Annotated in this window: 26 protein-coding genes; 18 read left to right on the top strand and 8 right to left on the bottom strand. The window is 65.1% G+C overall.

Annotated elements, in window-relative coordinates; translation table 11 throughout:
- Window positions 1–7: 7 nt before the first annotated feature.
- Window positions 8–898, bottom strand: a complete 891-nt coding sequence (locus RR42_RS23165; protein ID WP_043353363.1) for a LysR family transcriptional regulator — start codon at window positions 896–898, stop codon at window positions 8–10.
- A 100-nt stretch (window positions 899–998) separates the two neighbouring features.
- Here RR42_RS23165 and RR42_RS23160 point away from each other — a divergent pair, with 100 nt between their 5' ends.
- The 8 genes from RR42_RS23160 to RR42_RS23125 all read left to right on the top strand — a co-directional run bounded on the left by RR42_RS23160 (window position 999) and on the right by RR42_RS23125 (window position 8,389).
- The gene (locus tag RR42_RS23160) at window positions 999–2,552 is read left to right on the top strand and encodes an AMP-binding protein (RefSeq protein ID WP_043353359.1); all 1,554 of its coding nucleotides are present in this window, start codon (window positions 999–1,001) and stop codon (window positions 2,550–2,552) included.
- Between the two features lie 11 nt (window positions 2,553–2,563).
- Entirely contained in the window at window positions 2,564–3,745 is a 1,182-nt protein-coding gene (locus RR42_RS23155) for an acyl-CoA dehydrogenase family protein (protein ID WP_043353357.1), read from the top strand.
- Window positions 3,746–3,808: 63 nt separating this feature from the next.
- Window positions 3,809–4,792: a tripartite tricarboxylate transporter substrate binding protein gene (locus tag RR42_RS23150; RefSeq protein WP_043353355.1), complete on the top strand. Its 984-nt coding sequence runs from the start codon at window positions 3,809–3,811 to the stop codon at window positions 4,790–4,792.
- A gap of 29 nt (window positions 4,793–4,821) precedes the next feature.
- Entirely contained in the window at window positions 4,822–5,919 is a 1,098-nt protein-coding gene (locus RR42_RS23145) for a CaiB/BaiF CoA transferase family protein (protein ID WP_043353354.1), read from the top strand.
- Between the two features lie 143 nt (window positions 5,920–6,062).
- Entirely contained in the window at window positions 6,063–6,404 is a 342-nt protein-coding gene (locus tag RR42_RS23140; protein WP_043353352.1) for an FKBP-type peptidyl-prolyl cis-trans isomerase, read from the top strand.
- A gap of 78 nt (window positions 6,405–6,482) precedes the next feature.
- Window positions 6,483–7,679, top strand: coding sequence for an enoyl-ACP reductase FabV (gene fabV, locus RR42_RS23135; RefSeq protein WP_043353350.1), 1,197 nt, complete (start codon window positions 6,483–6,485; stop codon window positions 7,677–7,679).
- Window positions 7,680–7,696: 17 nt separating this feature from the next.
- The gene (locus RR42_RS23130) at window positions 7,697–8,062 is read left to right on the top strand and encodes a glyoxalase superfamily protein (protein ID WP_043353348.1); all 366 of its coding nucleotides are present in this window, start codon (window positions 7,697–7,699) and stop codon (window positions 8,060–8,062) included.
- A 39-nt stretch (window positions 8,063–8,101) separates the two neighbouring features.
- Window positions 8,102–8,389 carry a DUF6881 domain-containing protein gene (locus tag RR42_RS23125; protein ID WP_043353347.1) on the top strand — a complete coding sequence of 96 codons (288 nt, stop codon included), beginning with the start codon at window positions 8,102–8,104 and terminating at the stop codon, window positions 8,387–8,389.
- Between the two features lie 32 nt (window positions 8,390–8,421).
- On the opposite strand, the gene RR42_RS23120 is transcribed toward RR42_RS23125, so the two are convergent.
- Complete coding sequence (locus RR42_RS23120) at window positions 8,422–8,748, bottom strand: cupin domain-containing protein (RefSeq protein ID WP_043353345.1); 327 nt, start codon at window positions 8,746–8,748, stop codon at window positions 8,422–8,424.
- Between the two features lie 498 nt (window positions 8,749–9,246).
- Here RR42_RS23120 and RR42_RS23115 point away from each other — a divergent pair, with 498 nt between their 5' ends.
- From RR42_RS23115 to RR42_RS23105, 3 genes are all read left to right on the top strand, one after another.
- Window positions 9,247–10,956 carry a serine hydrolase gene (locus RR42_RS23115; protein ID WP_043353343.1) on the top strand — a complete coding sequence of 570 codons (1,710 nt, stop codon included), beginning with the start codon at window positions 9,247–9,249 and terminating at the stop codon, window positions 10,954–10,956.
- 149 nt (window positions 10,957–11,105) lie between these two features.
- Window positions 11,106–11,636, top strand: a complete 531-nt coding sequence (locus tag RR42_RS23110) for an isochorismatase family protein (protein ID WP_043353341.1) — start codon at window positions 11,106–11,108, stop codon at window positions 11,634–11,636.
- Window positions 11,637–11,829: 193 nt separating this feature from the next.
- A complete protein-coding gene (locus tag RR42_RS23105) occupies window positions 11,830–12,288 on the top strand; it encodes a hypothetical protein (RefSeq protein WP_043353339.1) in 459 nt (152 codons plus the stop codon).
- 135 nt (window positions 12,289–12,423) lie between these two features.
- Here RR42_RS23105 and RR42_RS23100 read toward each other — a convergent pair whose 3' ends face one another.
- Window positions 12,424–13,389, bottom strand: coding sequence for a GlxA family transcriptional regulator (locus RR42_RS23100; RefSeq protein ID WP_043353338.1), 966 nt, complete (start codon window positions 13,387–13,389; stop codon window positions 12,424–12,426).
- Between the two features lie 89 nt (window positions 13,390–13,478).
- Between RR42_RS23100 and RR42_RS23095 the strand changes: the two genes are divergently transcribed.
- The gene (locus RR42_RS23095; RefSeq protein WP_052494877.1) at window positions 13,479–14,294 is read left to right on the top strand and encodes an MBL fold metallo-hydrolase; all 816 of its coding nucleotides are present in this window, start codon (window positions 13,479–13,481) and stop codon (window positions 14,292–14,294) included.
- A 41-nt stretch (window positions 14,295–14,335) separates the two neighbouring features.
- Here RR42_RS23095 and RR42_RS23090 read toward each other — a convergent pair whose 3' ends face one another.
- Window positions 14,336–15,937 carry an aldehyde dehydrogenase (NADP(+)) gene (locus RR42_RS23090; RefSeq protein ID WP_043353335.1) on the bottom strand — a complete coding sequence of 534 codons (1,602 nt, stop codon included), beginning with the start codon at window positions 15,935–15,937 and terminating at the stop codon, window positions 14,336–14,338.
- Between the two features lie 33 nt (window positions 15,938–15,970).
- Window positions 15,971–16,897 carry a dihydrodipicolinate synthase family protein gene (locus RR42_RS23085; protein WP_043353333.1) on the bottom strand — a complete coding sequence of 309 codons (927 nt, stop codon included), beginning with the start codon at window positions 16,895–16,897 and terminating at the stop codon, window positions 15,971–15,973.
- Between the two features lie 159 nt (window positions 16,898–17,056).
- On the opposite strand from RR42_RS23085, the gene RR42_RS23080 reads away from it, so the two are divergent.
- From RR42_RS23080 to RR42_RS23065, 4 genes are all read left to right on the top strand, one after another.
- Window positions 17,057–17,992 carry a LysR family transcriptional regulator gene (locus RR42_RS23080; RefSeq protein WP_043353329.1) on the top strand — a complete coding sequence of 312 codons (936 nt, stop codon included), beginning with the start codon at window positions 17,057–17,059 and terminating at the stop codon, window positions 17,990–17,992.
- A 204-nt stretch (window positions 17,993–18,196) separates the two neighbouring features.
- Complete coding sequence (locus tag RR42_RS23075) at window positions 18,197–19,162, top strand: Bug family tripartite tricarboxylate transporter substrate binding protein (RefSeq protein ID WP_043353326.1); 966 nt, start codon at window positions 18,197–18,199, stop codon at window positions 19,160–19,162.
- A gap of 31 nt (window positions 19,163–19,193) precedes the next feature.
- Window positions 19,194–20,225, top strand: a complete 1,032-nt coding sequence (locus RR42_RS23070; RefSeq protein WP_043353324.1) for a 4-hydroxythreonine-4-phosphate dehydrogenase PdxA — start codon at window positions 19,194–19,196, stop codon at window positions 20,223–20,225.
- A gap of 162 nt (window positions 20,226–20,387) precedes the next feature.
- A complete protein-coding gene (locus RR42_RS23065) occupies window positions 20,388–21,563 on the top strand; it encodes an L-rhamnonate dehydratase (protein WP_043353321.1) in 1,176 nt (391 codons plus the stop codon).
- A gap of 158 nt (window positions 21,564–21,721) precedes the next feature.
- Here the strand turns inward: RR42_RS23065 and RR42_RS23060 are convergent, their stop codons facing one another.
- The 3 genes from RR42_RS23060 to RR42_RS23050 all read right to left on the bottom strand — a co-directional run bounded on the left by RR42_RS23060 (window position 21,722) and on the right by RR42_RS23050 (window position 25,002).
- Window positions 21,722–22,780, bottom strand: a complete 1,059-nt coding sequence (locus RR42_RS23060; protein ID WP_158408295.1) for a porin — start codon at window positions 22,778–22,780, stop codon at window positions 21,722–21,724.
- A 139-nt stretch (window positions 22,781–22,919) separates the two neighbouring features.
- Window positions 22,920–23,867, bottom strand: a complete 948-nt coding sequence (locus tag RR42_RS23055) for a Bug family tripartite tricarboxylate transporter substrate binding protein (protein WP_043353317.1) — start codon at window positions 23,865–23,867, stop codon at window positions 22,920–22,922.
- A 55-nt stretch (window positions 23,868–23,922) separates the two neighbouring features.
- A complete protein-coding gene (locus tag RR42_RS23050) occupies window positions 23,923–25,002 on the bottom strand; it encodes a 4-oxalomesaconate tautomerase (RefSeq protein ID WP_043353314.1) in 1,080 nt (359 codons plus the stop codon).
- A 60-nt stretch (window positions 25,003–25,062) separates the two neighbouring features.
- On the opposite strand from RR42_RS23050, the gene RR42_RS23045 reads away from it, so the two are divergent.
- Window positions 25,063–25,968: a LysR family transcriptional regulator gene (locus RR42_RS23045; RefSeq protein WP_043353312.1), complete on the top strand. Its 906-nt coding sequence runs from the start codon at window positions 25,063–25,065 to the stop codon at window positions 25,966–25,968.
- 165 nt (window positions 25,969–26,133) lie between these two features.
- A complete protein-coding gene (locus RR42_RS23040) occupies window positions 26,134–26,418 on the top strand; it encodes a hypothetical protein (RefSeq protein ID WP_043353310.1) in 285 nt (94 codons plus the stop codon).
- The last annotated feature ends 8 nt before the right edge of the window (window positions 26,419–26,426 follow it).

Genomic DNA, 26,426 nt, shown 5'->3' with positions numbered 1-26,426 from the left:
GGGCAGCTCAGGCGCCTTGCTCGCGCACCAGCGCCGTCATGCGCTGCGCGAGCGGCGAGAGATAGGCGCCGGCCCGGGTGATCACGCCCACGCGCCGGCGCAGGTCCAGTTCTTCAAGCCCCAGGTTGAGCGGGCGCAGCCCGGTCGTCACCGCATTGGCGTTCGTGCCCGATATGCCTAGCATCAGCGTGCCGCGCATCAGGTCGAAGAGCGAGGCGCTGCCAAAATCGGTCTCGATGCGCAGGTTCGGGGCGGCCAGCCCCTGCTTGCGGAACGCCGCGTCAACCTGCTGGCGCAAGATGATATGCGGCCCGGGCAGCAGCCAGTCCTGGCCCGCCAGATCCGCCAGGGTCAGCTTGCGGCGGCGCTGCAGCGGGTGCGCTTCATCAGCCACCACCACCAGCCGGTCGTCGAACAGTTCTTCCACCGCGAACTCGCTGGCGCGCTCCCTCGGTGTGGGGGCAATGGCAAGGTCCAGCTCGCCCGCCAGCAGCAGCTCCATGAGGTCCCGCGCCAGCAGCCGGCGCAATCGCAGGCGGGCAACAGGCCGCTCCCGCAGCAGCTGACGGCAGGCGTCCAGCACCAGGGCATTGGGGATCGAAGGCGAATAGCCCAGACGCAGCATGCCCAGTTCGCCAGTGCGGATGCCTTGCATCTCCTTGAGCGCATCGTCGAACTCCAGCCGGATGCGGCGCGCCCGCACCATGAATTGCATGCCCGCCTGCGTCGGCGTCATGCCGTGGGCGGTGCGTTCGAACAAGGGCAGGCCGATCTGCGCTTCCACACGCTGCACCGCCTTGGTCAGGGCCGGCTGGCTGATGCCCAGCGACTCCGCGGCGCGGCCGATGCCGCCGTGCGCATCCACGGCCAGCACGTATTCAAGATCTCTCGTCTCCATCGTGACATTCCCGCTGGTTATGTCTTTATATCCGGTACAGCATTGTAGTGATGCCCCGCATCTTACAGACTACGGCCAAGAACCATCAAGGAGACAACCCATGGGATTCGCTTTCTTCCTGCGCCGCGCCGCGCGTTATTGGGGGGATCACGCCGCCGTGCTTTACAACGACCGCGTGCTGACCTATCGCGAACTGGACGAGCGCTCGAACCGCCTCGCCAATGCCTTGCTGGCCCTCGGCCTTACCCGGGGTGATCGCGTGGCGATTCAGTCACGCAACCGCCCCGAACTGGTCGAAATCGAGTGCGCCCTGTACAAGGCCGGGCTCGTCAAGGCCGCGCTCAATCCGCGCTTCACGGCGGCGGAGGCATCGGATGTGGTCGAGAACTGCACGCCGCGCATCCTGTTTGCCGGACCGGGCTATACCGGCTACTCGGCGCAAACCGCGGGCTTCGCGTCAGTGGAAACGTTCATCGCGATTGGCAAACCCGCGCACGGCTACGGCGATTACGAGGCCCTGCTCGCAGGCGCGAGCCCAGCGCCGCTCGACATCGCGCCGCAGCCCGACGACCTCGCTGTCCTGCATTTTTCCTCGGGTTCCACGGGCAAGATCAAGGCCGCCATGCAAAGCTATGGCAACCGCCTGGCAGCGCTGCGCAAGATGCTGCAGAGCATGGACAAGCCGGCACGTCCCGGTGACCGCCTGGCGCTGATCGGCCCCATCACCCACGCCTCCGGCATGCTGATGCAGCCGTATCTGTACACCGGCGCAACGTTGGTGCTGTTCGACAAGTTCGAGCCCGCGCATTTCCTGGCGGAGGTGGCAAGACTGCGCCTCACCCATGTGTTCATGGTGCCGGCCATGATCAATATGCTGCTGACGGAGCCAACCCTGGCCAGCGCCGACCTGAGCAGCCTCAAGACCCTGGCCTACGGCGCCGCGCCGATGGCGCCCGCGCGCATCCGCGAGGCGTGGGAGCGCATCGGCCCCATCCTGTCGCAAGGCTATGGCGCGAGCGAGTCCACCTCCGGCGTGACCCGCCTTTCGACCGACGATCATGCCCACGCACTGGCGCACCGGCCCGAGCGGCTGGCCTCCTGCGGGCGGGCACTTGGCGAAACGCAGGTGCGCGTGGTCGACGAGCAGGGCCGCGAAGTGGCCGGGGACGACATCGGCGAACTGGTGATCCGCGGCGAGGATGTCTTCCACGGGTACTGGGGCGAGCCGGAGCTGACGCGCGAAGTGCTGGTGGACGGATGGCTGCGCACCGGCGACCTGGCCCGGGTGGATGAAGAAGGCTACATCTACCTGGTCGACCGCAAGAAGGACATGATCATCTCCGGCGGCTTCAACGTCTATCCGACCGAGGTCGAGGCCGCGCTTTACCAGCATCCGGACGTGATGGAAGCCTGCGTGATCAGCGTGCCCGACGACACCTGGGGCGAAAGCGTCAAGGCCGTCGTCGCCCTGCGGCCCGGCCGGCAAGGCACTGCCGAAGACCTCATCGCGCACTGCCGCGCGCGCATTGCCGATTACAAGTCGCCGCGAACCATCGATTTCGTCACCGAACTGCCCAAGAACGCGAGCGGGAAGCTCGCTCGCAAACTGGTGCGCGAGCCGTATTGGCAAGGCGTATCCCGTCGCGTGAATTAAGGAGAACCACCATGTTCGACAACCTCACCAATCCCGTGCTGGTCGAGACCCGCGCCAGCATCCAGCGCTACATCCATGAGGAACTGCTGCCGCTGGAGCGCGAGCTGGGCCTGGGCTCGGAAGATGCCTGGCCGCGCCATGTGCTGCGCGGCGTGTGGCGCCGCTCCAGCGAGCTGGGGCTCTATGCCGCCTGCCTGCCCGTCGAGCTCGGCGGCAAGGGGCTGAACATCGCCGAGCAATGCGCGCTGAAGGCAGACCTTGCCGCCAGCGGCGCGGTGCTGGCGCCGCACGTGCTGGGCGACCTGGGCGGCCCGCCGCGCGTGGGCAATATGCTCAAGTACGCCACGCCGGACCAGCTGGCGCGCTACTTCCAGCCCGTCATCCGGGGCGAGAAGTCCACCTGCTTCGCCCTGACCGAGCCGCATTCCGGCTCGGATGCCCAGAGCATCTCCACCACGGCCGTGGTGGACGGCGATGACCTCGTCATCAACGGCCGCAAGCACTACATCAGCGGCGCGCCGTTTGCCGACTTTGCCATCGTCATGTGCGTCACCGACGCCACTGCGTCCCCCCCGGCCATCACGGCCGTGCTGATCGACCTGGACCTGCCCGGCGTCAAGGTCAGCACCGAGTACGTGCCGATGTCGGGCCAGCATATCGATGGGGACATCGAATTCGTCAATGTGCGGGTGCCGCGCGCCAACATCTTTGGCGGCGAAGGCAACGGCTTCAAGCTCGGCATGTCGCGCATCAACGTCAACCGGCTGCTGCATTGCCCCACCATGCTGGGCCTGGCCACCAAGGCCTACGCATCCTCGCTGGAGTACGCCGGCCAGCGCCGCCAGTTCGGCGGGCCCATTGCGCGCTTCCAGGCCATCCAGCACATGCTGGCGGACATGGCCGCCGCGCTGTGGGCTTGCGAGAGCATGATCGCGCAAACCGCCACGCTGGCGGACAGTGGCGCGGATCTTCGGGTGAAGGCCGCGGCATGCAAGCTGTTCATCTCCGAGCGCTGTTTCGAGGTGGCCGACAAAGCCGTACAGATCCACGGCAATGTGGGCGTGACGCGAGGACATCCGGTGGAGCAGGCTTTCCGCAAGCTGCGCATGTTCCGGATCTTCACCGGCACCAGCGAGATCCAGCGCAATACCATCGCCCGCGCGATTCTCGAACCCATGCAGGCGAAAGCCTGAGCCGGCAGCGGTTGATCCATCCGACGCAGGCAAACTGCGCAGCCAATAACTGGAGACACTCCTATGAAACGCCGAACCTGGCTCGCCACCGCGGGCGCTGCCGCACTTGGCAGCATGCTCGCGCCGGTGCGCGCCGCCGCGCCCTATCCCAATCGTCCCGTGCGCCTGATCGTCCCGTTCCTGGCTGGCAGCGCGCCGGACAACATCGCACGGACGTTGTCGGCCGAGCTGGGCCGCACGCTTGGCCAGCCGCTGGTCGTGGAGAACATGCCAGGCGCGGGCGGCGTGATCGGCGCGAACGCCTTGAAGCGCGCCGCCGCGGACGGCTACACGCTGGGCATTCTCGCGAACGCGCATGTGATCAACGTGCATCTGTACCAAAACATGCCGTACGATCCCGTGCGCGATTTCACCGCCATCACGGCGATTTCCGGCGGCCCTACCGCTCTCGTCGTGCCTGCCGATGCGCCATACAAGACCGCCGGCGAGCTGATCGCCGCGCTCAGGCGCGCGCCGGGCAAGCTCAACTACGGCTCGGGCGGCAAAGGCAGCATCGCGCATCTGGCGGTAGAGGCCTTGCTGCACCAGACGGGCACCGAGGCCGTGCACATCCCCTACAAAGGCGCCACGGAGATCATCACCGCCATGCTCAGCGGCCAGACCCAGTTCGGCATGCCGGTGCTGGGCACAGCGACCCAGTACCTGCGCAATGGCCAGGTGCGGGCGCTGGCGGTGTCGTCGTCCGCACGCTCCGTCTATTTCCCGGAGGTGCCAACGCTTGCCGAGGTCCTGCCCCCCGGCCTGGTGCTGGACAACTGGAGCGGCCTGTTCGCGCCCGCGCGCCTGCCCGCCGAACTCACCCAGCGGCTCTTTGCCGCAGTCACGGCGTTGCAGGCCAGCGGACGCCTGGATGCGCAGTTGAAGGCCAACGCCGGGGAATTGCGCCGCAGTGCTTCGCCGTCGCAGTTCAACGGCATGGTGGCCGCGGATACCGCCCGATACGGCAAGCTGATCCGCTCGATCGGCATGAACGGCGACGTCGGCTAAAGCACCGGGAGCCCGCAGTGAAACCCGCGATGAAACCAGAATGGTCCTGCCTGAAGGACGTCAAGATCATCGATCTCAGCCAGCTCCTGCCCGGCCCGCATGCCACCACCCTGCTCATGCAACTGGGCGCAGACGTGATCAAGGTGGAGCAGCCGGGCACGGGCGACACCGCCCGCCAGCTCGGGCCTGCCGTGTTCGCCCAGTTCAATCGCGGCAAGCAATCCGTCGCGCTCGACCTGAAATCCGACGAGGGCCGCGCGGCATTCCTGCGCCTGGTGACAGAAGCGGACGCCGTTGTCGAAGGCTTCCGGCCCGGCGTGATGCAACGCCTCGGCCTGGGCTATGACGCGCTTGCGCAAGCCAACCCGGCCATCGTGCTGTGCTCCGTGTCCGGGTTCGGCCAGACCGGCCCGTATGCGAACCATGCCGGCCACGACCTGAACTATCTCGCGCTGGCAGGCTACTGGTCCGTGCCGGTGCAGGTGGACGACAAGGTGTCCCGGCCGCGCGTGCGCGTTTCCGACTATGCGGCCTCGGGCTATGCGGCACTGGCGCTGGCCGTGGCGGTCATGAGCGCGCGGCAACATGGCCGTGGCCAGCATCTCGATGTGTCGATCCATGACGCCATCCTGTCGTGGACTGCCCATGGCGCCTGGGCCGCGCGCGGGTACGAGGATCGCCCGCACGAATCGCCAACCGTCATGCCGGACAACGATATCTTCGAGACCAGCGATGGCCGCCATCTCGCCATGGGCATCCTGGAAAACAAGTTCTGGCTCAACCTGTGCGAGGCGATTGGTGCGGACTTTCCAGCGCTGCTCGATGCCCGGTTCACGTCGCGGCCCGGCCGCCAGCAGCACAAGCCAGAAGTCAACGGCCTGCTCTGCGGGATCTTCCGGTCGCGGTCCCTTGCGCAATGGGCGGCAGTCTTCGCGCCCTTCGACCTGCCGTTCTCACCGGCGCTCAGCGCGCGGGAGCTTTTCGCGGACCCGCACGTCAAGGCGCGGAACATGGTCCGCGAGGTGCCATCGGAGAACGCCATCGCGCTGAACTTCCCCGTCAAGTTCTCCCTTGGACTGCCTGCAAGCGACGATCACGTTCCCGCGCTTGGCGAGAACAACACGTAGCGCGAACGGTGCGCTGAACACCATCTTGACGCCCGCCAAGATCCAGCATGTGCACGTGCGGCGCCAGTGCCCCTTCTGGTGACACTGCCGCGGGATGTAAACTCTGCCTCCTCGGTCAATGCACCCATGAAAAAGAGCAGCGGATGAGCAACGAACTACAGGTTGAAGACATTCAACTCGGCGACGGCAAGGCCGTGGTCAAAGGCGCCTTGATCACCACCCAGTACAGCGGCTACCTGGAGGACGGCACCAGGTTCGACTCCTCCTACGATCGCGGCAAGCCCTTCCAGTGCGTGATCGGCACCGGACGCGTGATCAAAGGCTGGGACCTGGGGCTGATGGGCATGAAAGTCGGCGGCAAACGCAAGCTCCATGTCCCCGCCCACCTTGCTTATGGCGAGCGGCAGGTCGGCGCCCATATCAAGCCAAACTCGAACCTGGTCTTCGAGATCGAGTTGCTGGAAGTGCTGACGCGGGACGATTGATACCGGCGGCAATGCAGGCTGGCGCATGCCGCAGGCCGGGGTTCTATTACAATCCACCAAAATTGCAAGGAACCCACCATGATCATCGGACCCCGCGTGCGCGGCTTTATGTGTGTCACCGCCCACCCCGCCGGCTGCGAAGCCAACGTCAACCAGCAGATCGCCTACGTGAAGGCAAACGGCCCGGTCGCCAACGGACCCAAGAAGGTCCTCGTCATCGGCGCCTCCACGGGCTATGGGCTTGCCGCTCGCATCACGGCAACGTTCGGCTGCGGCGCCGACACGCTCGGCGTGTTCTTCGAACGCGCCGGCACCGAGAGCAAGCCTGGCACCGCGGGCTGGTACAACACGGCGGCGTTTCACAAGGCGGCAGCGGCCGAAGGCCGCTATGCCATGAGCATCAATGGCGACGGCTTTTCCGACGAGATCAAGCAGCAAACCATCGACATCATCAAGCGTGATCTCGGCCAGGTCGACCTGGTCGTCTACAGTCTTGCTGCGCCGCGGCGAAAGCACCCTAAGACGGGGGAAATCTTCACTTCCACGCTCAAGCCCATTGGCAAGGAAATCCGGCAGCGCGGCCTGGACACCGACAAAGAGGTGATCAAGGAAATCAACCTGCAGCCAGCCACGCAGGAAGAGATCGATCACACGGTCGCCGTGATGGGCGGCGAAGACTGGCAAATGTGGATCGACGCCCTGCTCGCCGCCGGCGTGCTCGCCGACAACGCAAAGACCACCGCGTTTACCTACCTGGGCGAGAAGGTCACCCACGACATCTACTGGAACGGCTCCATCGGCGCCGCCAAGAAAGACCTGGACCAGAAGGTGCTGGACCTGCGCGGCAAGCTGGCCGCCACCGGCGGCGACGCGCGTGTCGCGGTGCTCAAGGCCGTAGTGACCCAGGCCAGCTCCGCCATCCCGGTGATGCCCCTGTACTTGTCGCTGCTGTTCAAGGTCATGAAGGAAACCGGCACCCACGAAGGCTGCATCGAGCAGGTCTACTCGCTCTACCAGGACTGCCTGTACAGCCAGTCGCCGCGCCAGGACACGGAAGGCCGCCTGCGCACGGACGAGAAGGAACTCAGCCCGGATGTCCAGGCCCGCGTAACGCAGTTGTGGGACCAGGTCACCGACGACAATATCTACGCGCTCACCGATTTTGCGGGCTACAAGGCGGAGTTCCTGCGCCTGTTCGGATTCGGCATCGACGGCGTGGACTATGCGGCCGACGTCAATCCCGCTGTGGAGATTCCCAACCTGGTCGAAGCGTAAGCCGCAGGCGCAATGCCATGAACCTGTCCCCCGCCATCCCCATCTTCCGGATCTTCTCGGTCGAGAAGGCCAAGGAATTCTATCTGGACTATCTTGGCTTTTCACTCGATTGGGAGCATCGTTTCGGTGAGGAATTTCCGCTCTACGCCCAGGTGAGGCGATCCGGCCTGACGCTGCACCTGAGCGAGCACCATGGCGACGCCACGCCGGGTTCGACGGTGTTCGTCCCCGTGGAGGACATCGATGCCCTGCATCGCGAACTGGATGCCAGGCAGTATCGCTATGCAAAACCGGGCATCGACGTGGTGGGTTGGGGACGGCAGTTGCAAGTCGCGGATCCGTTTGGCAACCGCCTGCGGTTCTGCGAGCTATCCAAGGACTAGGTTTTTGTTTGGCGACACGCAGCTTGAGGGGAGACCCCGATGGAATACATCGACGTCATCTGGCGGCACGAGCTTGCCTCGGAGCCGGTTCGACTCGTGTCGGAGCTTGACGGCGCACGCTTCGAGACCAGGAAGCTGGAATTCTTCCGGGATGGAACCGTAGGCTTCGCGAGCACCGGCGCGGCAACGGGCAGTACCAATCTCGGGCTGGTGCCGGTTCCCTGCCTTGCCGAGATCAACGCGGATCCGGAGTTCGACGGCACGGCGATGACACCGGAGGAATTTGAAGTCCTCTGGCTATTGCACGCGCGTCCGGCAAAGCACTGAGCGTTTCCTGGCGACGCCAGCTATGGCACTGGCTACAGCAGCACCAGCGTCACCAGCAGCGATGCGTTGCTGATCGCCGTCACATCGTGCATCACGTTGGATTCCAGATAGACCAGGTCGCCCTGGCGTAGCAGCCGGTGCGCGCCCTCCACGCCGATATCGACCTCTCCTTCCAGGCACTGCACGGTGATTGGCCCGGCTACCGCATGGGCCGGCATATGCTTGCCGGCGGTCAGCACCAGGCGCATGACCTCCAGGCGGCTTTCCTTGAAGAAGGCGGTAGTGGGTGTCTTCGCGAGACGCTCGCCTAGCGGCAGCACGCTGGCCACCTGGCCGGAAGCTAGATGAGGCAGGGACATGGGCGGCTCCTCTGGTGCGAACGGCGTGAGTAATGTGAGCGATGCGAGCGATGTGGGGCGTGGCGGGCACTTCAGTGCGAAGCGCCTCGCTCCGGACAATCCATTCTAGTCGTGCCCGCCAGCGATCCGGAAATTAGCGCACACGGAAAAACCCGGATACCTGGCCGCCCGCTGGCCCCGGTAACATCAGGTGCCATCCCGCATCATGGCCCCGATGGCGTGTCGCCAACCACATGCACATTCGCCGGCAGCCCAGCGGTGTCCGCCCCGCTCCGAGGTCCTGGCGGTAAATCAGTCCGGCCGGGAACCTCGCAGGATTGCGCCGCGTCCTGCGCCGTCGCGCGGCCACAACACACCCTCCTTGGTGGCGATAACAGTTTGCCGGGCCGGTGCTAACGTCTGGCGCATGCTGCGATCCCCGCGGGCGATCCGGCGCGCAACGCAAACCGCGCCGAGCGCCAATAAACCATGCCGTTGCACAGACAAGGATCCCGCGCCATGCTCAGTGATTTCGATGATCTCGTCCAGGCGTCGATGCAAGAATGGAAGGTGCCGGGCCTTGCACTCGCCGTGATCCGGGATGGTGAAACGGTGCTGGCAAAAGGCTATGGCGTGCGCGACACGGAAGCGTCGGCGCCCGTGACGGCGGACACCCAGTTCCTGCTGTGCTCGCTCACCAAGTCTTTCACCGCCGCCGGGCTTGGCCTGCTGGTGGATGAGCGCAAGCTCGACTGGACCCGGCCCGTGCGCGATTACATACCGGAGTTTCGGCTGCACGATGCGGTCGCAACCGAGCGCGTGACCGTGCGGGACTTGCTTTGCCATCACAGCGGCGTCCCGCGCCACGACTGGATCCACTCGCCGGGCGACCTGTCCATGGTGCAGATCCTGGCGGCCTTGCGCCATCTGGAGCCGAGCCGCGACGTGCGCGAGGCCTACCAGTACCAGAACCTGGGGTATCTCGTGGCCGGGCAGATCGCGCAGCGCATCAGCGGGCAGCGCTGGGAGGATTTCACCACCGAGCGCCTGCTCCGTCCGCTGGGCTTCGCACACTTCGGACTATCCATCGAAGCGCTCGCCGCCGCGCCGAACCATGCGCATCCACACATCATGCAAGGCGACGAAAGCCAGCGTGCGATGCTGACGCCGATCCGTGCCCTGCCCGCCGGCGGGCTCAATGCCTGCGTGTCGGACCTGGCGAAGTGGATGCGCTTGCTGATCGACGAAGGCACCGTGGACGGCAAGCCGCTGCTGTCGGCGGACATCGTCCGGCAAATGATGACCCCGCGCGTGCACGTGGGCCGCTCCGTGTTCAAGGAGGTGGGCGAGTTCCACTACGGGCTCGGCCTGTCACTGGAACACTATCGCGGCGAACGAAAGGTCTCGCACACCGGCAGCTGGGTCGGCTGGGGCAACGCCATGACGATGCTGCCGGAACGCCGGATCGGCATCGCGGTGCTCACCAATCGCGCCCCAAGCGCCGTCACCGAACTGCTGACCTACCACGCGCTCGATCAGCTTTGCGGCCACAAGCCGATCGACTGGTTCGACCGGTTCCGCACCATGCGCCGCCAGGCGCTTGCGCAGCAGAAGGTCGACCAGCAAGCGCGCAGCGAATTGCGCCGGACCGGCACCACGCCGAGCCATCCGCTCGACGACTATGCGGGCGAGTACGAACACCCGGCCTACGGGCGGATCGGCATCACCAAAGAGAACAACGCGCTGGCATGGCGCTGGCGCGGCATGTCGGGCCAGCTCGAACACCGCCACTACGATGTGTTCGTGACCCCCGACAAGCCGGCCGAGATCCATCCCGACAATCTCGCACTGAGCTTCGGCTATGACCGGGAAGGCAACATCGACCGGATCTGCGCGCCTTTGGAGCCGATGGTGGCAGATATCGTATTTCGCCGCGCGGCAGGCGGCGACGTGCTCGACCCGGCATTCCGCGCCCTCTGCGCTGGCAGTTTCATGCACGGCATGCAGGAGATCAGCGTCACGCTCGATGCGGCGGGCCAGCTATCGCTGCGCATCGACGAGCGGCAGAGTTGGCCACTGCGGCCATTTGACAGGCGGACCTTTGACCTGGAAGGCCTCCAGGGGTATCGGGTCGCGTTTCGCCGTCCCTCGCCAGACATCGTGGACGCGGTCATCTTCTACCAGCCTGATGGCACCTTCCTGGCACTGCGGCAGGCTGTGCCGGCGTAAGCCGCATCACGGCCGCATGCCGGCGCCCTTGAATCGACCTGCCCGAGCCGGCCTCAAAGCGGGACAATGCGGCTTGAGACGTCGACCGCTCCCGCCGGGCATCGCATGCGCGAAACGCTGGGCACTCCAACTCGCCAAAGGAAATGAACATGCTGCACAACGCCGCCGAATCCGTTCTAGTGCTGGTGGATTTCCAGGGTCGCCTGATGCCGGCGATCCACGAAGGCGATCGCGTGGCAAAGGAGGCCGTCCGTCTTGGCAACATCGCGCGCGTGCTGGACGTGCCTGTGATCGGCACCGAACAAAGCCCCGGCAGCCTGGGCGGGAATATCGATGACATCAAGCGCCTGTGCGACCGGACCCTGGCCAAGGATTACTTCGACGGCTGCCGGGACGGTTTGCTCGACTTGCTTCCTGAAGGCCGGAAGAACGTGGTGGTGGCCGGCTGCGAAGCCCACGTCTGCGTGCTCCAGACCGTTGCCGGGCTGCTCGGGCACGGCTTGAAAGTCACCGTGGTGCTGGATGCCATCGGCTCGCGGCAGGCCCGCAGCCGGGAGGCGGCAATCGACAGGATGCGCAACAGCGGGGCAACCGCGGCCACGGTCGAGATGGTTGCCTTTGAATGGATGCGCACGAGCCAGCATGAACGGTTCCGGGAGGTGCTTGGCTTTGTGAAGTAGCGGGCCACAGTGCGCCCGAGCTGTCTGCATATTCAAAAAATCTGAATAATCTATCCGGATAAGACTGGTCTAACGCACCGATGACTCTCCTATAGTTCGTTACATGGACGGCGCGCACAAACAAAGCAACGTTCTGGCAGTCGCAGCGAACAATCAACGAAATTCAACGAATTTTAAGATACTGGAGAACATCATGACCAAGACCTTCGCCCTCAAGCTCGCCTCCACCCTCGTGCTGTCGCTCGCCGCCATCGGCGCCGCCCAGGCCGCTTCTGCCAAGGACACCCTCGCCGGCGACAAGTACGGCTATGAGTTCCGCACCTCGGTGCCCGCCGACAAGTATGGCTACGACTTCCGCGCAACCGACGCCTTCACCGACGGCGCACGCAGCGGCAAGCTGGATACCTTCACCGAAGGCGCCCGCATCGCCGGCCTGGACCGCTCGGGGGTTTCGGCTTCGCCGGCGCGCGGATTCGACGCCTACACCGATGGTGCGCGTGCCGGCAAGGTTGACCCGTACACCGATGGCGCGCTGGTTGCCGGCCTGGATCGCTCGGGCGTATCGGCTACGCCGGCCCGCAGCTTCGATGCCTACACTGATGGCGCTCGCAGCGGCAAGGTCGACGTCTTCACCGAAGGCGCCAACGCCTGATGCGTCCGTTAGCAAGAGGTTTCACCGCGCGCGGTGCCGGCTGACAGCCGCGCCGCGCGCTTTGCCTGGGTGGGTGGTGTCAATACGCAGCGAGCCGGCTCGACCAGATAGCCAGGCGCATGCTGTGCCGAGTCGTCATCTGGAGAACCGTTGCCTGTAGGCCAGGGGCGTCAGCGAAGTCAACTCCTTGAACATGCGGCGCATATTGGAATCGCTGCTGAAACCAAGCTCTGCGCTGAGTATGCTGACCGGCGATGCCGTGAGAATAAGGCGGTCACTGACCTGGTTCAGTTTGATGCAGCGGGCATACGCTGCGATCGCCACTCCGGTTTCGGCTCTCACCTTGCGAGCGAGCGTGCGCTCCGACATGCGGAGTTGCTCCGCCAGCCGTTGCACCGTGACCTGTTCGGCCGGTAATTGCTCGACCAGCGCATGCAACTGCCGCAGCAAGCGGCTGGATTGCTCGATCAGGCTCATTGCCAGAAACGCTGGATGCGGCTGCGCAGGACGTGGAAGCACCATCAGGTTGACCAGATCGCGCAGCACCTCAGGACTGACATGCCGCGCTATCAACGCCTCGGCAATGGGCAGGTAGCCATTCACGCCGGAAGCCGTGGCGGTACTCGCAGTGACAATGCAATTGCGCTCGCATTGCCATTTCACCTTCTTGTAGCGTTGTGCCATTGCCTCTGCCAGCCACCAGGTCACGGTCGCGGGCTGGTCATTCAGTTGCCCGCTTGCGGCCAACAGGCAGACCCCACTGCAGTAGCTCCATAGCAGCATTGCTTTGGGTCGCGTCGCCAGAGCCGAGACAAGGCTTGCGTTGGCCGCGAGCGTGTCGTCTACCTGCTGGGCCGACTCGGCCCAAAAACCTGGCAACAGGACAGCATCAAGGCTGGTGAGATCCAGCGCCTTGGAAACGTGCAATGACACGCCCTGGGCGCACTCGACTGTGCCAGCGCGCAGCGCCACATGGTGCATTTCGAAGAGTGGGCGGTCGGTGCGCCGATTGGCCGCATGCAGCATATCCGAGAACGCGAACAGCCCGGCGGGCATGCAACCCGGGAAAAAAAGCAAACCAATGCGAAGTGGTTTTGGCATGGCAGAAACCGAATCAATTATGTCCAATCTCGCCATTCTCAACGGATTGCCTCCTCGACACAATGAAGTCTCTTCTCAGAGGCTTCGTCATGCATATTCACCAGCTTCGCAACGCGACCATCATTCTGGAACTTGGCCCAAACCGGGTTCTGGTCGACCCGATGCTCGCGCCGAAAAATGCGCTGCCGCCCTTGCGCCTGTTCGGCGCAAGGCAACGCAACCCGTTAGTCGAATTGCCCGGCTCGGCCGCGGCGGCGCTTGAATCTGTCACCCATTGCCTGATCACGCATTGCCAGAAGGGCCATTTCGATCATCTGGATCGCGCCGCGAAAAGGTGGTTGCGCGACAAGCAGATTCCGACCATCTGCACACCGCACGATGCCGCCTATCTGGCCGAACGCGGATTGAATGTCCAGCCCTTGCCGCAAGCGCATGAGCAGCCCAGCCCCTTTTTGGGAGGCCGGATCCGCACGGTCCGCTGCACCCATGGCCGTGGCCTGGTTGGAACACTGATGGAGCACGGCGTCGGCTACCTGATCGAAGTACCAGGTGAGCCCAGCCTGTATCTGAGCGGCGATACCGTACTGACACCGGGTGTCCGGGCGTTCGTTGCGCGCCATCGCCCGCAGGTGTGCGTCGTGCCTGCCGGCGGTGCACGGTTCGATCTGGGTGGCGACATCATCATGGGCGTGGATGAAGTCATCGAGCTCACTCGCCTGGCACCTGGCACGGTGGTCGCAAATCACCTGGAGGCGCTCAGCCACTGCCCGGTGACACGCTGCGCACTAGCGCTCGCCGCAAGGCAGGCGGGCATCGAATCGCGATTGCGTATTCCAACGGATGGCGAGGTGTTGCATCTGGCGGCGCCGGACAGAGAGCGACGGCCGTGCTCACTGCCTGGTTAGGCGACCGTCATTCCGATAACGAAGACTCGGGTCACGCGTCCTCAGCCGGTATGCGCCACTGGCTGGTGGCCCGGCTGCATTTCGCCGTCCACCCGCACCGCAAGGCCCAGCGGATTGCCCGCGCGCAGCGCTTGCGGCAGCAAAGCCGCAGGCATGTCCTGGTAGCAGACCGGACGCAGGAAGCGTGCGATTGCCAGCGAGCCAACGGAGGTAGAGCGCCCGTCCGACGTGGACGGATATGGGCCGCCGTGCACCATGGCGTGGCTGACTTCCACACCCGTGGCGAAACCGTTCACCAAGATCCGGCCCACGCGCCGCTCCAAGGCTGGCAGGAAGCTGCGCGCAGTGTCGTAATCGGCTTCATCGATGTGGATGGCGGCGGTCAATTGTCCTTCAAGGGATTCCACCACGCGCTGCATGGTGGCCAGGTCCGGGCAACGCACCACCAGCGACGCCGCGCCGAAAACCTCCGCGCGCAGGGCCTCGTGTTCAAGGAACGCTTGCGCGGTGGTGGAAAACAATGCGGCCTGCCCCTGGTATTGCGCACCTGCCTGGCCACGCGCCACGGTGCTCACCTGCGGATGGCAGCCGAGGGTTTCCACCCCCGCGCCGTAAGCGCGGTGAATGCCGGGCGTGAGCATGGTGGAAGCCGGGATCTGCGCGATCGCCGCTTCGGCCGCGGCCAGGAAGCGCTCCAGATCCGGGCCGTCCACGGCAAGGATCAAGCCGGGATTGGTGCAGAACTGGCCCGCGCCCAGCGTCAGCGAGGCAGCGAATGCCTTGCCGATGGCATCAGCGCGGTTGCCCAGCGCGTGCGGGAACAGCAGGACCGGGTTGATGCTGCTCATTTCCGCGTAGACGGGAATCGGCTCGCTGCGGGCCGCGGCGAGCTGCATCAGCGCGGTGCCGCCAGCGCGCGAGCCGGTGAAGCCGACCGCCTTGATGCGGTGATCGCTGACCAGCCCCTGCGCGATCTCCAGCCCGGAATCGAACAGCAGCGAGAACGTGCCCTCGGGCAAGCCAAGTTCTTCCACCGCCTTCTGGATCGCACGGCCGACCAGCTCCGAGGTACCGGGATGCGCCGGATGCGCCTTGACGACAACCGGGCAGCCGGCGGCGAGCGCCGACGCCGTGTCGCCACCCGCCACCGAGAACGCCAGCGGGAAATTGCTGGCGCCGAACACGGCCACCGGGCCCAGCGCGATGTGGCGCAGGCGCAGGTCCACGCGCGGCAGCGGCATGCGCTGCGGCTGCGCGGGATCGATGCGCAGGCCGAGGAAGTCGCCCCGCCGCACCACGCCGGCAAACAGCCGCAACTGGCTCATGGTGCGCCCTAGTTCGCCTTCGATGCGGGCGCGCGGCAGGCCGCTCTCGCTGACGCAGCGCGCGATCAGCGCGTCGCCAAGCGCCAGGAGATTGGCGGCGATCTTCTCGAGGAGCGCGGCGCGTTGCGCGAGCGGCGTTTCGCGATACCCATCGAACGCCTGCGCGGCCAGCGCGCAAGCCTGATCCAGCTGCGCCCGCGTGGCGCCGCCAAAAGCCGGCGCCAGGGTTTCGCCGGATGCGGGATCGATGGCCCGGATCTCGCCATGGGTGCCGCGCACCGACTGGCGGCCAATGAGCAGTTCGCCTGTGAGGTTCATCTTGGGTCCTTGAAATGAAAAAAGCGGCGCGCCTCACTTGCCCCAGCGCAACACCATCGGGTCCAGCCGGCGCGCGATCTGCAGCAAGCCGGCACGCGTAGCCGGGTGCATGGGCTGCAAGGGATGGCGCAGCGCGTCGGAGGCAATCACGCCGCCCTCCTTCATCAGCGCCTTGGCGGTGGCCAGCCAGCCTTGCCGGTTCTCATAGTTGATCAGCGGCAGCCATTGCTGGTAATGCTGCGCGGCCAGTTCCGTGTCACCGGCCTGGTAGGCATCGACGATCTTGCGGATGCCATCGGGGAAGCCCGCGCCGGTCATCGCGCCGGTGGCGCCGGCATCGAGGTCGGCCATCAGCGTGATGGCTTCCTCGCCATCCCACGGGCCGACGATGGCGTCGCCGCCAAGCGCGATCAGCTCGCGCAGCTTTACCGCGGCTTGCGGCACCTCGATCTTGAAGTACGAGACGTTGGCGATCTCCTTGGCCATGCGCGCCAGGAACGGCGCCGACAGCGTGGTGCCGCTGACAGGCGCGTCCTGGATCATGATGGGAATATCGATCGCCGCCGAGACGGTCGCGAAGAACTCGTAGATGGCGCGCTCGGGCACGCGGATGGTCGCGCCGTGGTACGGCGGCATCACCATCACCATGGCGGCGCCGGCATCCTGCGCGGCACGGCTGCGCTCGGCGCAGATGCGCGAGCTGAAATGCGTGGTGGTGACGATCACCGGAACGCGGCCGGCCACGTGCTCAAGCACCGTGGTCATCAGCAGGCTGCGCTCATCGTCGGCAAGGACGAACTGCTCGGAGAAGTTAGCCAGGATGCAGATGCCGTTGGAGCCGGCGTCGATCATGAAATCGATGCAGCGGCGCTGGCCGTCGAGGTCAAGGCCACCCTGCTCGTCGAAGATGGTGGGCGCCACCGGGAATACGCCACGATAGGCGGGCTGGATACTGGGCATGGTGTCTCTCTCCTTGTTATGGCTGGGCGACTTGCGGCAGGGAATGAATATACGGCGCGCCATGCCGCGCTGTATATTGAAACCTTTCCATCTCGTGATCGCTTTTACGACTCACATGGCCGCTCAAATGGCCGCCCTCCTTCCTGAACCCGAACGCATATGAAAGCCACGCTGGACGTGCTGATGTCCCGCCTGCGCATGAAGCAGCTGCAATTGCTGATCGCGCTGGACGACCACAAATCGCTGCACCAGGCCGCGTCGGCCATGGCCATGACGCAGTCCGCGGCCAGCAAGGCCTTGCAGGAACTGGAAGGCATGCTCGATGCGCCGCTGTTCGAGCGTTCCAAGACCGGCATGCGGCCGAACCAGTTCGGCCATTGCGTGATCCGCTATGCCCGCCTGCTGGCAACGGACCTGACGTCGCTGTGCCAGGACATGGCCGAGATCCGCTCGGGCCGTGGCGGGCACCTTGCCGTGGGCACCATCATGGGCGCGGTGCCGCAGGTGCTGGTGCCGGCGCTCGATGCCATGCAGGCCGACCAGCCGAACCTGTCCATCGAGATCGTCGAGGACACCAGCCTGCGCATGCTGACGCTGCTCGACGATGGCCGGCTGGACCTTGTCATCGGTCGTGCGCTGGTGAGCGACCAGCCCGCCAGCTATCAATACGAGCCGCTGGGCGACGAGCCGATCTCCGTGGTGGTGGGCTATGCCCACGCGGCGCCGCGCGGCAAGGAACTGGGCTTTGCCGACCTTGCCGGCTACCGCTGGATCGTTTATCCCGGCCAGATGCCCATGCATGCCCTGCTGCAGCGGGAGCTGGACATGGCGGGACTGGGCATGCCGCCCAATGCGATCTCCACCTCGTCCACCTTTGTCACGGTGACCATGCTGCAGCGCAGCGCCAGGCTGGTATCGCTGCTGCCGACCAGCGTGGCGGAGCTGTTTGCCCGGCAAAAGCTGCTGCGGATCCTTCCAGTGAGGATGCAGTCCCGGCAACAGACCTTCGGCATCGTGACCCGGCGCGGGGGCACGCTGTCCGCCGCGGCCGGCCAGCTGATCAAGCTGCTGCGCGCCGGTTGCTCGCCAGCCTGAAAGCGCGTTTCAGACCGGGCGCAGGGCGGGCAAGACACACCAGGGGGCGTCCTGATGTATTCCCGCAGGTAATCACCCATTCAATAAACATCATTAGTCAGATATCACTCCCATCCTTATAGTCTGGCTATCCGCGCATCAGCAAAACAGCACGTCAGCACAACAGCACCTCAGCGCAGACCCATAACAACGATGGAGACAATAATGAAACGATGGATGTCCGGCACCCTCGCCGGCTTGCTGGGAATTGCCGCCGCCATGACCGGCGCCTATGCGCAAGACACCCGCCCGGTGCGGTTGATGGTGGGTGCCGCGCCCGGCGGCGGCACCGACGTCATGGCCCGCATCGTCTCCGACAAGCTCGCCGCCATCCTCAAGCAACCCGTGGTGGTGGACAACCGGCCCGGCGCTTCCAACACTATTGCCGCCGACATTACCGCCAAGTCCGCGCCCGATGGCAACACGCTGCTGATGGGTGTGGTCACCTCGCAAGCCATCGCGCCGCACCTGCTCAAGCTGCAATTCAATCCGCTCAAGGACCTGGTGCCGGTGGCGCTGGTGTCGTCGGTGCCCAATGTGCTGGTGGTCAACAACCAGGTGACGGCGCGCGACGTCAAGTCGCTGGTGGCGCAGATCCAGGCCAACCCCGACAAGTTCCGCTATAGCTCCTCCGGCGTGGGCAGCACCCAGCACCTGGCCGGCGCAGCGTTTGCGCACCAGATCCATGGCAAGTTGCTGCACGTGCCCTACAAGAGCAGCAGCAGCGCGCTGGTGGACCTGATGGGCGGGCAGGTCGACATGAGCTTCGAGACCATGCCGTCCGTCATCAACCATATCAAGGCCGGCAAGCTGCGCGCGCTGGCGGTCACCGCCGACCAGCGCTCGGCGCTGTTGCCCAGCGTGCCCACGCTGGCCGAAGCCGGCGTGCCGGGCATCCAGACCAATGCCTGGTACGGCGTCTATGCCCCCGCCGGCACGCCGCCCGCCACGCTGCAAAAGCTGGGCGCCGCGCTGGCCACCGTACTCAAGGATCCCGACACCGTGCGCCGCCTGAACGACGTGGGCGCGCTGCCAGGCACGCTTAGTGCCGTCCAGTTCGATGCCTTCTCGCGCGCCGAATATGCGCGCTACGGCAAGATGATCGCCGAGCTCGGCGTCAAGCTGGACTGAACCAACATCTCCCGATCACCCTGAGAACCCCATGACCCAACGACCCAGAATCGCCATGGTGCTCGGCGACCCCGCCGGCATCGGCCCCGAACTGATCGCCAGGCTGCTCGCGGACCCCGACACCGCGGCGCGCGCCGATATCCTGCTGATTGCCGATCGCGACGAATGGCGCCGCGGCATGCAGGTGGCCGGTGTCGACATCGCACTGCGCGAAACCGATTCGCTGGCATTCGGCGGCGATGACGGCAACAACGCAGCGCGCCTGTTCCACTGGCAACTCGACGGCAAGCCCGCCTACCAGCGCGGCGTGGCTAGCGCCGAAGGCGGGCGCTACAGCCTCGGCACGCTGGCACTGGCGCTGGAACTGGCCGACGCCGGCAAGGCCGATGCCATCCTGTTCGGCCCGCTCAACAAGAGCGCGCTGCATGCCGCCGGCATGGGGCATAACGACGAGCTGCACTGGTTCGCCGAGAAGCTCGGCTACCACGGCGCCTTCTGCGAGTTCAATGTGCTCGATGGCCTGTGGACCTCCCGCGTGACGTCGCACGTGGCGCTCAAGGACGTGCCCGCCATGATCAACCGCGCCAGCGTGGGCGACGCCATCGACCTGATCGACCAGGCCCTGCGCGGCGCCGGCATGGCCCGTCCGCGCATTGCCGTGTGCGGCCTGAACCCGCACAACGGCGACAACGGCGCCTTCGGACGCGAGGAGATCGACATCATCGCGCCGGCCGTGGCCGACGCACAGGCGCGCGGCGTGGCGGCCGACGGCCCGTTCCCCGCCGACACCATCTTCCTCAAGGTGCAGGGCGGCCCGGCGCAGCGGCAGTTCGACGCCATCGTCACCATGTATCACGACCAGGGCCAGATCGGCATCAAGCTGATGGGTTTCTCGCGCGGGGTCACCGTGCAGGGCGGCCTGCCGGTGCCGATCACCACGCCGGCCCACGGCACCGCCTTCGATATCACGCAGCAAGGCCGCGCCGACGTCGGCGCCACGCTGCAGGCTTTCCGCATCGCCTGCCAGATGGGCAGCAGCCGCGCAGCCCGTAAAGCCGACTAAGAGGCTGTTTCAAAATGAAGCGAAGCGGTTCTGGCTAGGCGCGCGGCCGCAGACAGTACAACTGGATCGGCCAAGGCCGCGCAACGACGCCAGAATCTTTTTGAAATGGCCTCTAAGCCCGCCACCGATTCGCCACTGGCAACCAAACCCACGGAGACTCTCTTGAAAATCACCAACATCCGCACCCGCGTCTTTGAATGGAAGGGCAAGACCGTGCCCCCGCAGGCCCACTTCTGCACCAACGCCACCGACATCCTGTTCGAGCGCGGCGACGCCATGGGCTCCTTCCGCTTCCACGGCTGGCTGGTGGTGGAAGTCGAGACCGACACGGGTCTGGTCGGCATCGGCAACTGCGCGCTGGCGCCGCGCGTGGCCAAGGAAATCATCGACCAGTACCTGGCCCCGATCGTGATCGGCCAGGACCCCTTCGACAATGAATACCTGTGGCAGAAGATGTATCGCCGCACCCATGCCTGGGGCCGCAAGGGCATCGGCATGGCAGCGATTTCGGCGGTGGACATCGCGCTGTGGGACCTGATGGGCAAGGCCGTGGGCAAGCCGGTGTTCAAGCTGCTGGGCGGGCGCACCAAGGAGAAGATCTGGTGCTACGCCTCCAAGCTCTACAACAACGATGACCGCGACGCCTTCCTGGCCGAGGCTCAGAGCTATCTCGACCAGGGCTTCACGGCGATGAAGATGCGCTTCGGCTACGGCCCGAAGGATGGCCCCGCCGGCATGCAAAAAAACATCGAACAAGTGCGCCTGCTGCGCGAGCTGGTGGGCGACGGTGTGGACATCATGCTGGAGTGCTATATGGGCTGGACGCTGGAGTACGCCCGCCGCATGATTCCGCGCCTGGCCGAATTCAACCCGCGCTGGCTGGAAGAACCGGTGATTGCCGACGACATCGAAGGCTACGCCGAACTCAAGAAGATGAGCCCCTTCCCCATCTCCGGCGGCGAGCACGAGTTCACCTCCTACGGCTTCAAGGACCTGCTGGAGCGCCGTGCGGTGGACGTGATCCAGTACGACACCAACCGGGTTGGCGGCATCACCGCCGCGCAGAAGATCAACGCCATGGCCGAGGCCTGGTCCGTGCCGGTCATCCCGCACGCGGGCCAGATGCACAACTATCACCTGACCATGGCCTCGACCGCATCGCCGATGTCCGAGTTCTTCCCGGTGCATGACGTGGAGGTGGGCAATGAGCTGTTCTATTACATCTTCAAGGGCGAGCCGGCGCCGGACAACGGGTATCTGCAACTGGACGATAACCTGCCGGGGTTGGGACTGACGCTGAATGAAGCGTATTTCGGGGAGTTCGAGATTATTGAGTGAGGCCAAAGCCGTTTGACCGGCGCCCTATCGCATCGGACGAGGCCGGCGGCGCCATGCGACAGGCGCCGCCGGCCTCGTTTTTTTGCTGCCCGTATCGGGACGAACGGCTTGCGCGCTCCGGCAAGCCGCGGTTGCGAACGAGGCTTGCGAACGAGGCGTCAGAAAACATGCCGAAGCCCGACCATCGCCCCTACCTTGGCACCCACCCTGCCTTGCGACTTGATCAGCGCGTATCCGCCAGTGATGCGGTTGTAGTCGGCGCCGAAAAAGACATCCGTCCGCTTGGATAAACGGTAGTCGGCGATCAGATAGGCGGCCGAGCGCCGCCCGCCCGGGTCCTTCTGCTCATCGTGGAATGCGCCCACGCCGACCAGCCAGGCCGGTGACACCTGATAGCTGACGCCGCCGATGACGACATCGTTTCGCGTGCCCGTTGCGCTGTATCGGTTAGAGAGGTATCCGGCAGTCGCTTTCAGGCGGCCGCTCGCATATCCCGCCGTAGCGCCCACGGTCTTTCTTGCCTGCGCGCCATCGGCGCTTCGGGCCTGCTGGTAAAACGCACTAGCCCGGAATCTCCTGTCGTCGTAGCTAAGGCCGGTCCCGGTGCTGGCGTTGGCGCGCGTGTTGCCGGGCACTTCACCGAAGGCGTGGTGCGCGGCCAGCTTCCAACTGCCGGCCTTTCCTTCGTATTTGACCGCGTTGTCTTGCCGGCTACCGGTATAGAAGCGCGTGATCGCCAGCGTGTCCAGGCTCAGGTTGCCGAAGATCTGCGCGCCTGCCGTCGCCTGATAGGCCGCGCCGTACAGCTGGCCCAGGGTGATCGCGCCGAAACGGCTTTGCATCCCGACGAAAGCCTGCCGGCTGAACATGCGCCCCGCGCCACCGGATGACGCTTGACCATAGCCCGCGACGGATGACTGCGGGGCGCTTCCCGTGCCGAGGTCAAAGCCCGCTTCCAGCACATAGACCGCCGCAACCCCTGCGCCGAGATCCTCTGTGCCCCGCAATCCGAATCGCGACCCGTTCAGCGCGCCCGCCGTTAGTTCAAGCTTGCCGTCCCCGGTCTTGCTGGCGTTGGTCGCGTACCGGATGCCGGATTCGACGGTGCCGTACATGGCCGCGCTGGATTGGGCATGCGCGGCGCACGCCATCAGTGTCGAGATCGCACCGAGCGAAGTGTGTTTTGCGACGTGCATGGCGAGGCGGTATTGGTTCATTTGTCCCCCGTGGTCAGGTGTCGTGAGGCCATGTTGTGAGGCCATGCTGCGAAGCGATGCGGTGATGCAAGCACGCGCGCGGATCGCGCGATGCCCCAATCGAGACCGGGCTGGCGCCACGCGGCGGGAATTGCCGAAGTCAGTCCGTGGTCATGCCGGCCGCCTGAACCACCCGCTTCCACTTGGCGACCTCGGCGCTCACGAGCGCGCCGAGTTCCTGTGGCGTGCTGGTCTGCACGTAGGCGCCCTGCTCCGCGATCTTGTCCGCGACTTCCTGGTCGCGCAGCGCTGCGTTGAGCTCCGCATTCAGCCGGGCGACGATCTCCGGCGGCGTGCCCGCGGGGGCGAACATGGCATACCACTGATCGACGGCGACATCGATCCCCAGCTCGTTCAGTGTCGGCGTGTCCTTCAGCAGCGGCGTGCGACTGCTGCTGGCCACGGCGAGAACGCGTACCTTGCCGTTGCGGATCTGCGGGTAGGCGGTGAACAAGCTCGGGAACATGATCTGCGTATTGCCGGCGATCGTATCGACCAGCGCCGGCGCGGATCCTTTGTAAGGCACGTGCACCATCTGCGTCTGCGTGGCGAGCCTGAATAGTTCCGCCGTGGCATGGGGCGCGGTGCCATTGCCCGCGGAGGCGTAGTTCAGGTTCGCACTCTTGTTGCGTGCCAGGTCGATCAGTTGCTGCATGTCGCCGGCTTTTACCATCGGGTTGACGACAACCAGGGTGGGGGAACTGGCGACCATGCCGATCGGCGTGAAATCCTTGACGGGGTCGTAGCGCAGTTTCTGAAGAGCCGGGTTGATCCCATGCGTCGCGATGTACCCGAACAGGATGGTATGCCCGTCCGGCTTGGCCCGCGCAACATACTCGGATGCGATCGCGCCGTTGGCGCCGGCACGGTTTTCCACCACCACCGGCTTGCCGAGCGACACGCTCATGCGCTGGGCGATGACGCGCGCCATGGCATCGTTGCCGCCACCCGCCGAAGTTGGAACGACGATCGTGATGTTCCTGGCGTGCGCCACGCCGGCGGCGAGGGCCAGCGCGAGGACACAGGCATGCCTGAAGGTAGTCGCCATCTTTATCTCCTGATAGGTTTATCGTGATGCGATGAAGCGCGAAGCACCCCGGGGGTCAGCCCATCACTTCGCCGGGAACGGAAAGCAGGCCTTTCATGATGCGTCGTGCGGTACGCACGAGCCCGATGCGCCGGAACGGCGACGGGCCGCCGTCGCGCTCCGGTTCGACGTGGACCTCGATGCTGCCAGCGGGGTGACGCACCACGATGCGGCCTTGCGGCGAAGGCGTCGAGGCAAGCCCGTTGGCCACCGTCCCAGGCGTGCAATACGCCGCCGCAATGCCGACGGCCCCCGTCACGGCGTGCGCCGTGTGGCAACGCAAAGGCGTGAAATAGCGCGACGTGATCTCATTCGCCCGGCCGCAGCCGCTGACGAGGACAGGCTTGGGAATGACGCTGTGGCTGACGTCGCCCAGCCCCATGCGGCGTCCGGCCTGCCTGCGCACCGACTCCAGCCGCGCGAGCATCTCCCGGTTGGCATCGAGCGCCGCGGGCGTTTCGTCTCCCCGCACGCCGAGCGACGCCGCATGAACGACGACGAGAGGCATGGCGGCATCGATACAGGTCACCGGGACCGCGTCGATCACGTCGATCGTGTTCCCGGTCGGGAACATGGCGCCGGTCACGCGCCCCCAGGCGTCCAGGAAGTTCAGCATGATCGGGGCCGCTGTCCCGGCGACCCCATCGATCCGCGTAGCGCCGGCGTAGGTCACCTGGCCGCCCGGGGTCTGGACCACGGCTTCGACGACCGACGAGGTATTGACGTTGAAGATGCGCAGGGTGGTCGCGCACTGGCCGGCCCGGACCAAGCCCTCCTCGATGGCGAATGGCGCCACGGCCGCGAGCATGTTTCCACAGTTGGGACGGGTGTCTACCCGATGCTTGTCGACCGCAACCTGCGCGAACAGATAATCTATGTCGCATCCTGGCCGGCGCGAGCACGAGACGATCGCCGCCTTGCTGGTCAGCGAGCTGCCACCGCCAAGCCCGTCGACCTGCAAGGCATGGGGCGAGCCCATCGCCGACAGCAGTACCTGATCCCGCCTGGCCGGGTCATCGGGCAGCCAGTCCGCACGGAACAAAGGTCCGCGAGACGTGCCGCCACGCATCAATACACAGGGAATGTCCTTGCTCATGCATTGATGATGTCCTATAGGTAATTACTTGTATATTGCAATTCCAGGAGACATCGTTGCATGGCACGCATCAATTTCGATTTGCAGGAACTGCAGGCATTCGTGGCCGTAGCGGACCGACTGTCGTTCCGCGCGGCCGCGGACGACCTCCATCTTTCGCCGCCGGCACTGAGCCGGCGCATTGAAAAACTGGAAGGCATCCTGGGCGTCAAGCTGTTCGAACGCAGCACGCGCCACGTTGCATTGACCAACGTCGGACGCCTGTTCCTGGATCACGCACGGGCGGCACTCGAGGAGCTTGAGGGTGGGGTGCTGAACATCACGGACCTTGCCGCGCAACGCAGCGGCCTGGTGACGGTGGCTTGCGTGCCGTCCGCCGCCTACTACTTCCTGCCCTCGGTGATCCTGCGATTTGCGCAGCACTACCCACGCATTCGTGTCCGTGTACTGGATGAAAGCGCCAACACCGTGCTGAATGCCGTCATCACCGGGCGCGCGGACTTCGGCATCAACTTCATCGGCACGCAGGAGCCGGATGTCGCCTTCGAAGGGATCTTCAGCGAGAAGTTCGTGCTAGCCGTTTGCCATACGCATCCGCTCGCGCGCCGCAAAAGCGTAAGGTGGTCGGAGCTGGCGGATGAGCGGTTCATGACCGTCGACCGCTCCAGCGGCAATCGCGTGCTGATCGACTCGGCATTGGCAAACTGCGAACGCAGGCCGACGAGTTTTTTTGAAGTGGCCCATGTGTCGACGCTGCTCGGGCTGGTCGAAGCCGGGCTGGGCGTCGCCGCGGTGCCGCGCCTGGCCCTGCCTGTGAAGGGGCATGCCACGTTGCGCAGCATCCCGCTGGTCGAGCCCGAGGTGTCGCGGACCCTGGGCCTGATCACCCGGCACAGCGTACCGCTCTCGCCCACGGCCAAGGTGCTTCGCGACATGGTGCAGAAAACCGCCAGGCGAGCGACATAGGGCGGCAGGCCATCCACACGAATCGCCTGCTGCAACGCGGGCACTAGCGCCATCGACGGCTCGCAGTGTCTGGTGCGGCCACGACGACGTTGTTAGGTTCGGTTTGTTCACAGTGCATTGTTAGTGCGAAATACATACCTAGTATCTGCATGGAGATCGTCACTCATGTCCGAAACCACCTTCACTTTTCGCGTTGATGATAGATTAAAAGCACTTTTCACCGAGGCTGCGAAGGCCCATGACCGGCCAGCGTCATTGCTGCTTCGTGATTTCATGCGCGACTACGTCAAGCGCAGCCAAGATGAGGCGACTGAACATGACGCGTGGTTCCGCAAAGAGGTTCAGGCCAGCCTCGAGGATGCCCGCCCAAGCGTTAAGGACAATGAGGCCCGCCGAATTTTCGCGAAGCGTCGTGAAGCGCTGCTTCGCGGGACCAAGGCTACCGAGTGATGCGGCTA

The organism is Cupriavidus basilensis, assembly GCF_000832305.1.
Taxonomy (GTDB): domain Bacteria; phylum Pseudomonadota; class Gammaproteobacteria; order Burkholderiales; family Burkholderiaceae; genus Cupriavidus; species Cupriavidus basilensis_F.
The sequence above is the reverse complement of the archived record's forward strand: the minus strand, read 5'-3'. Positions and strand labels throughout refer to the sequence as shown.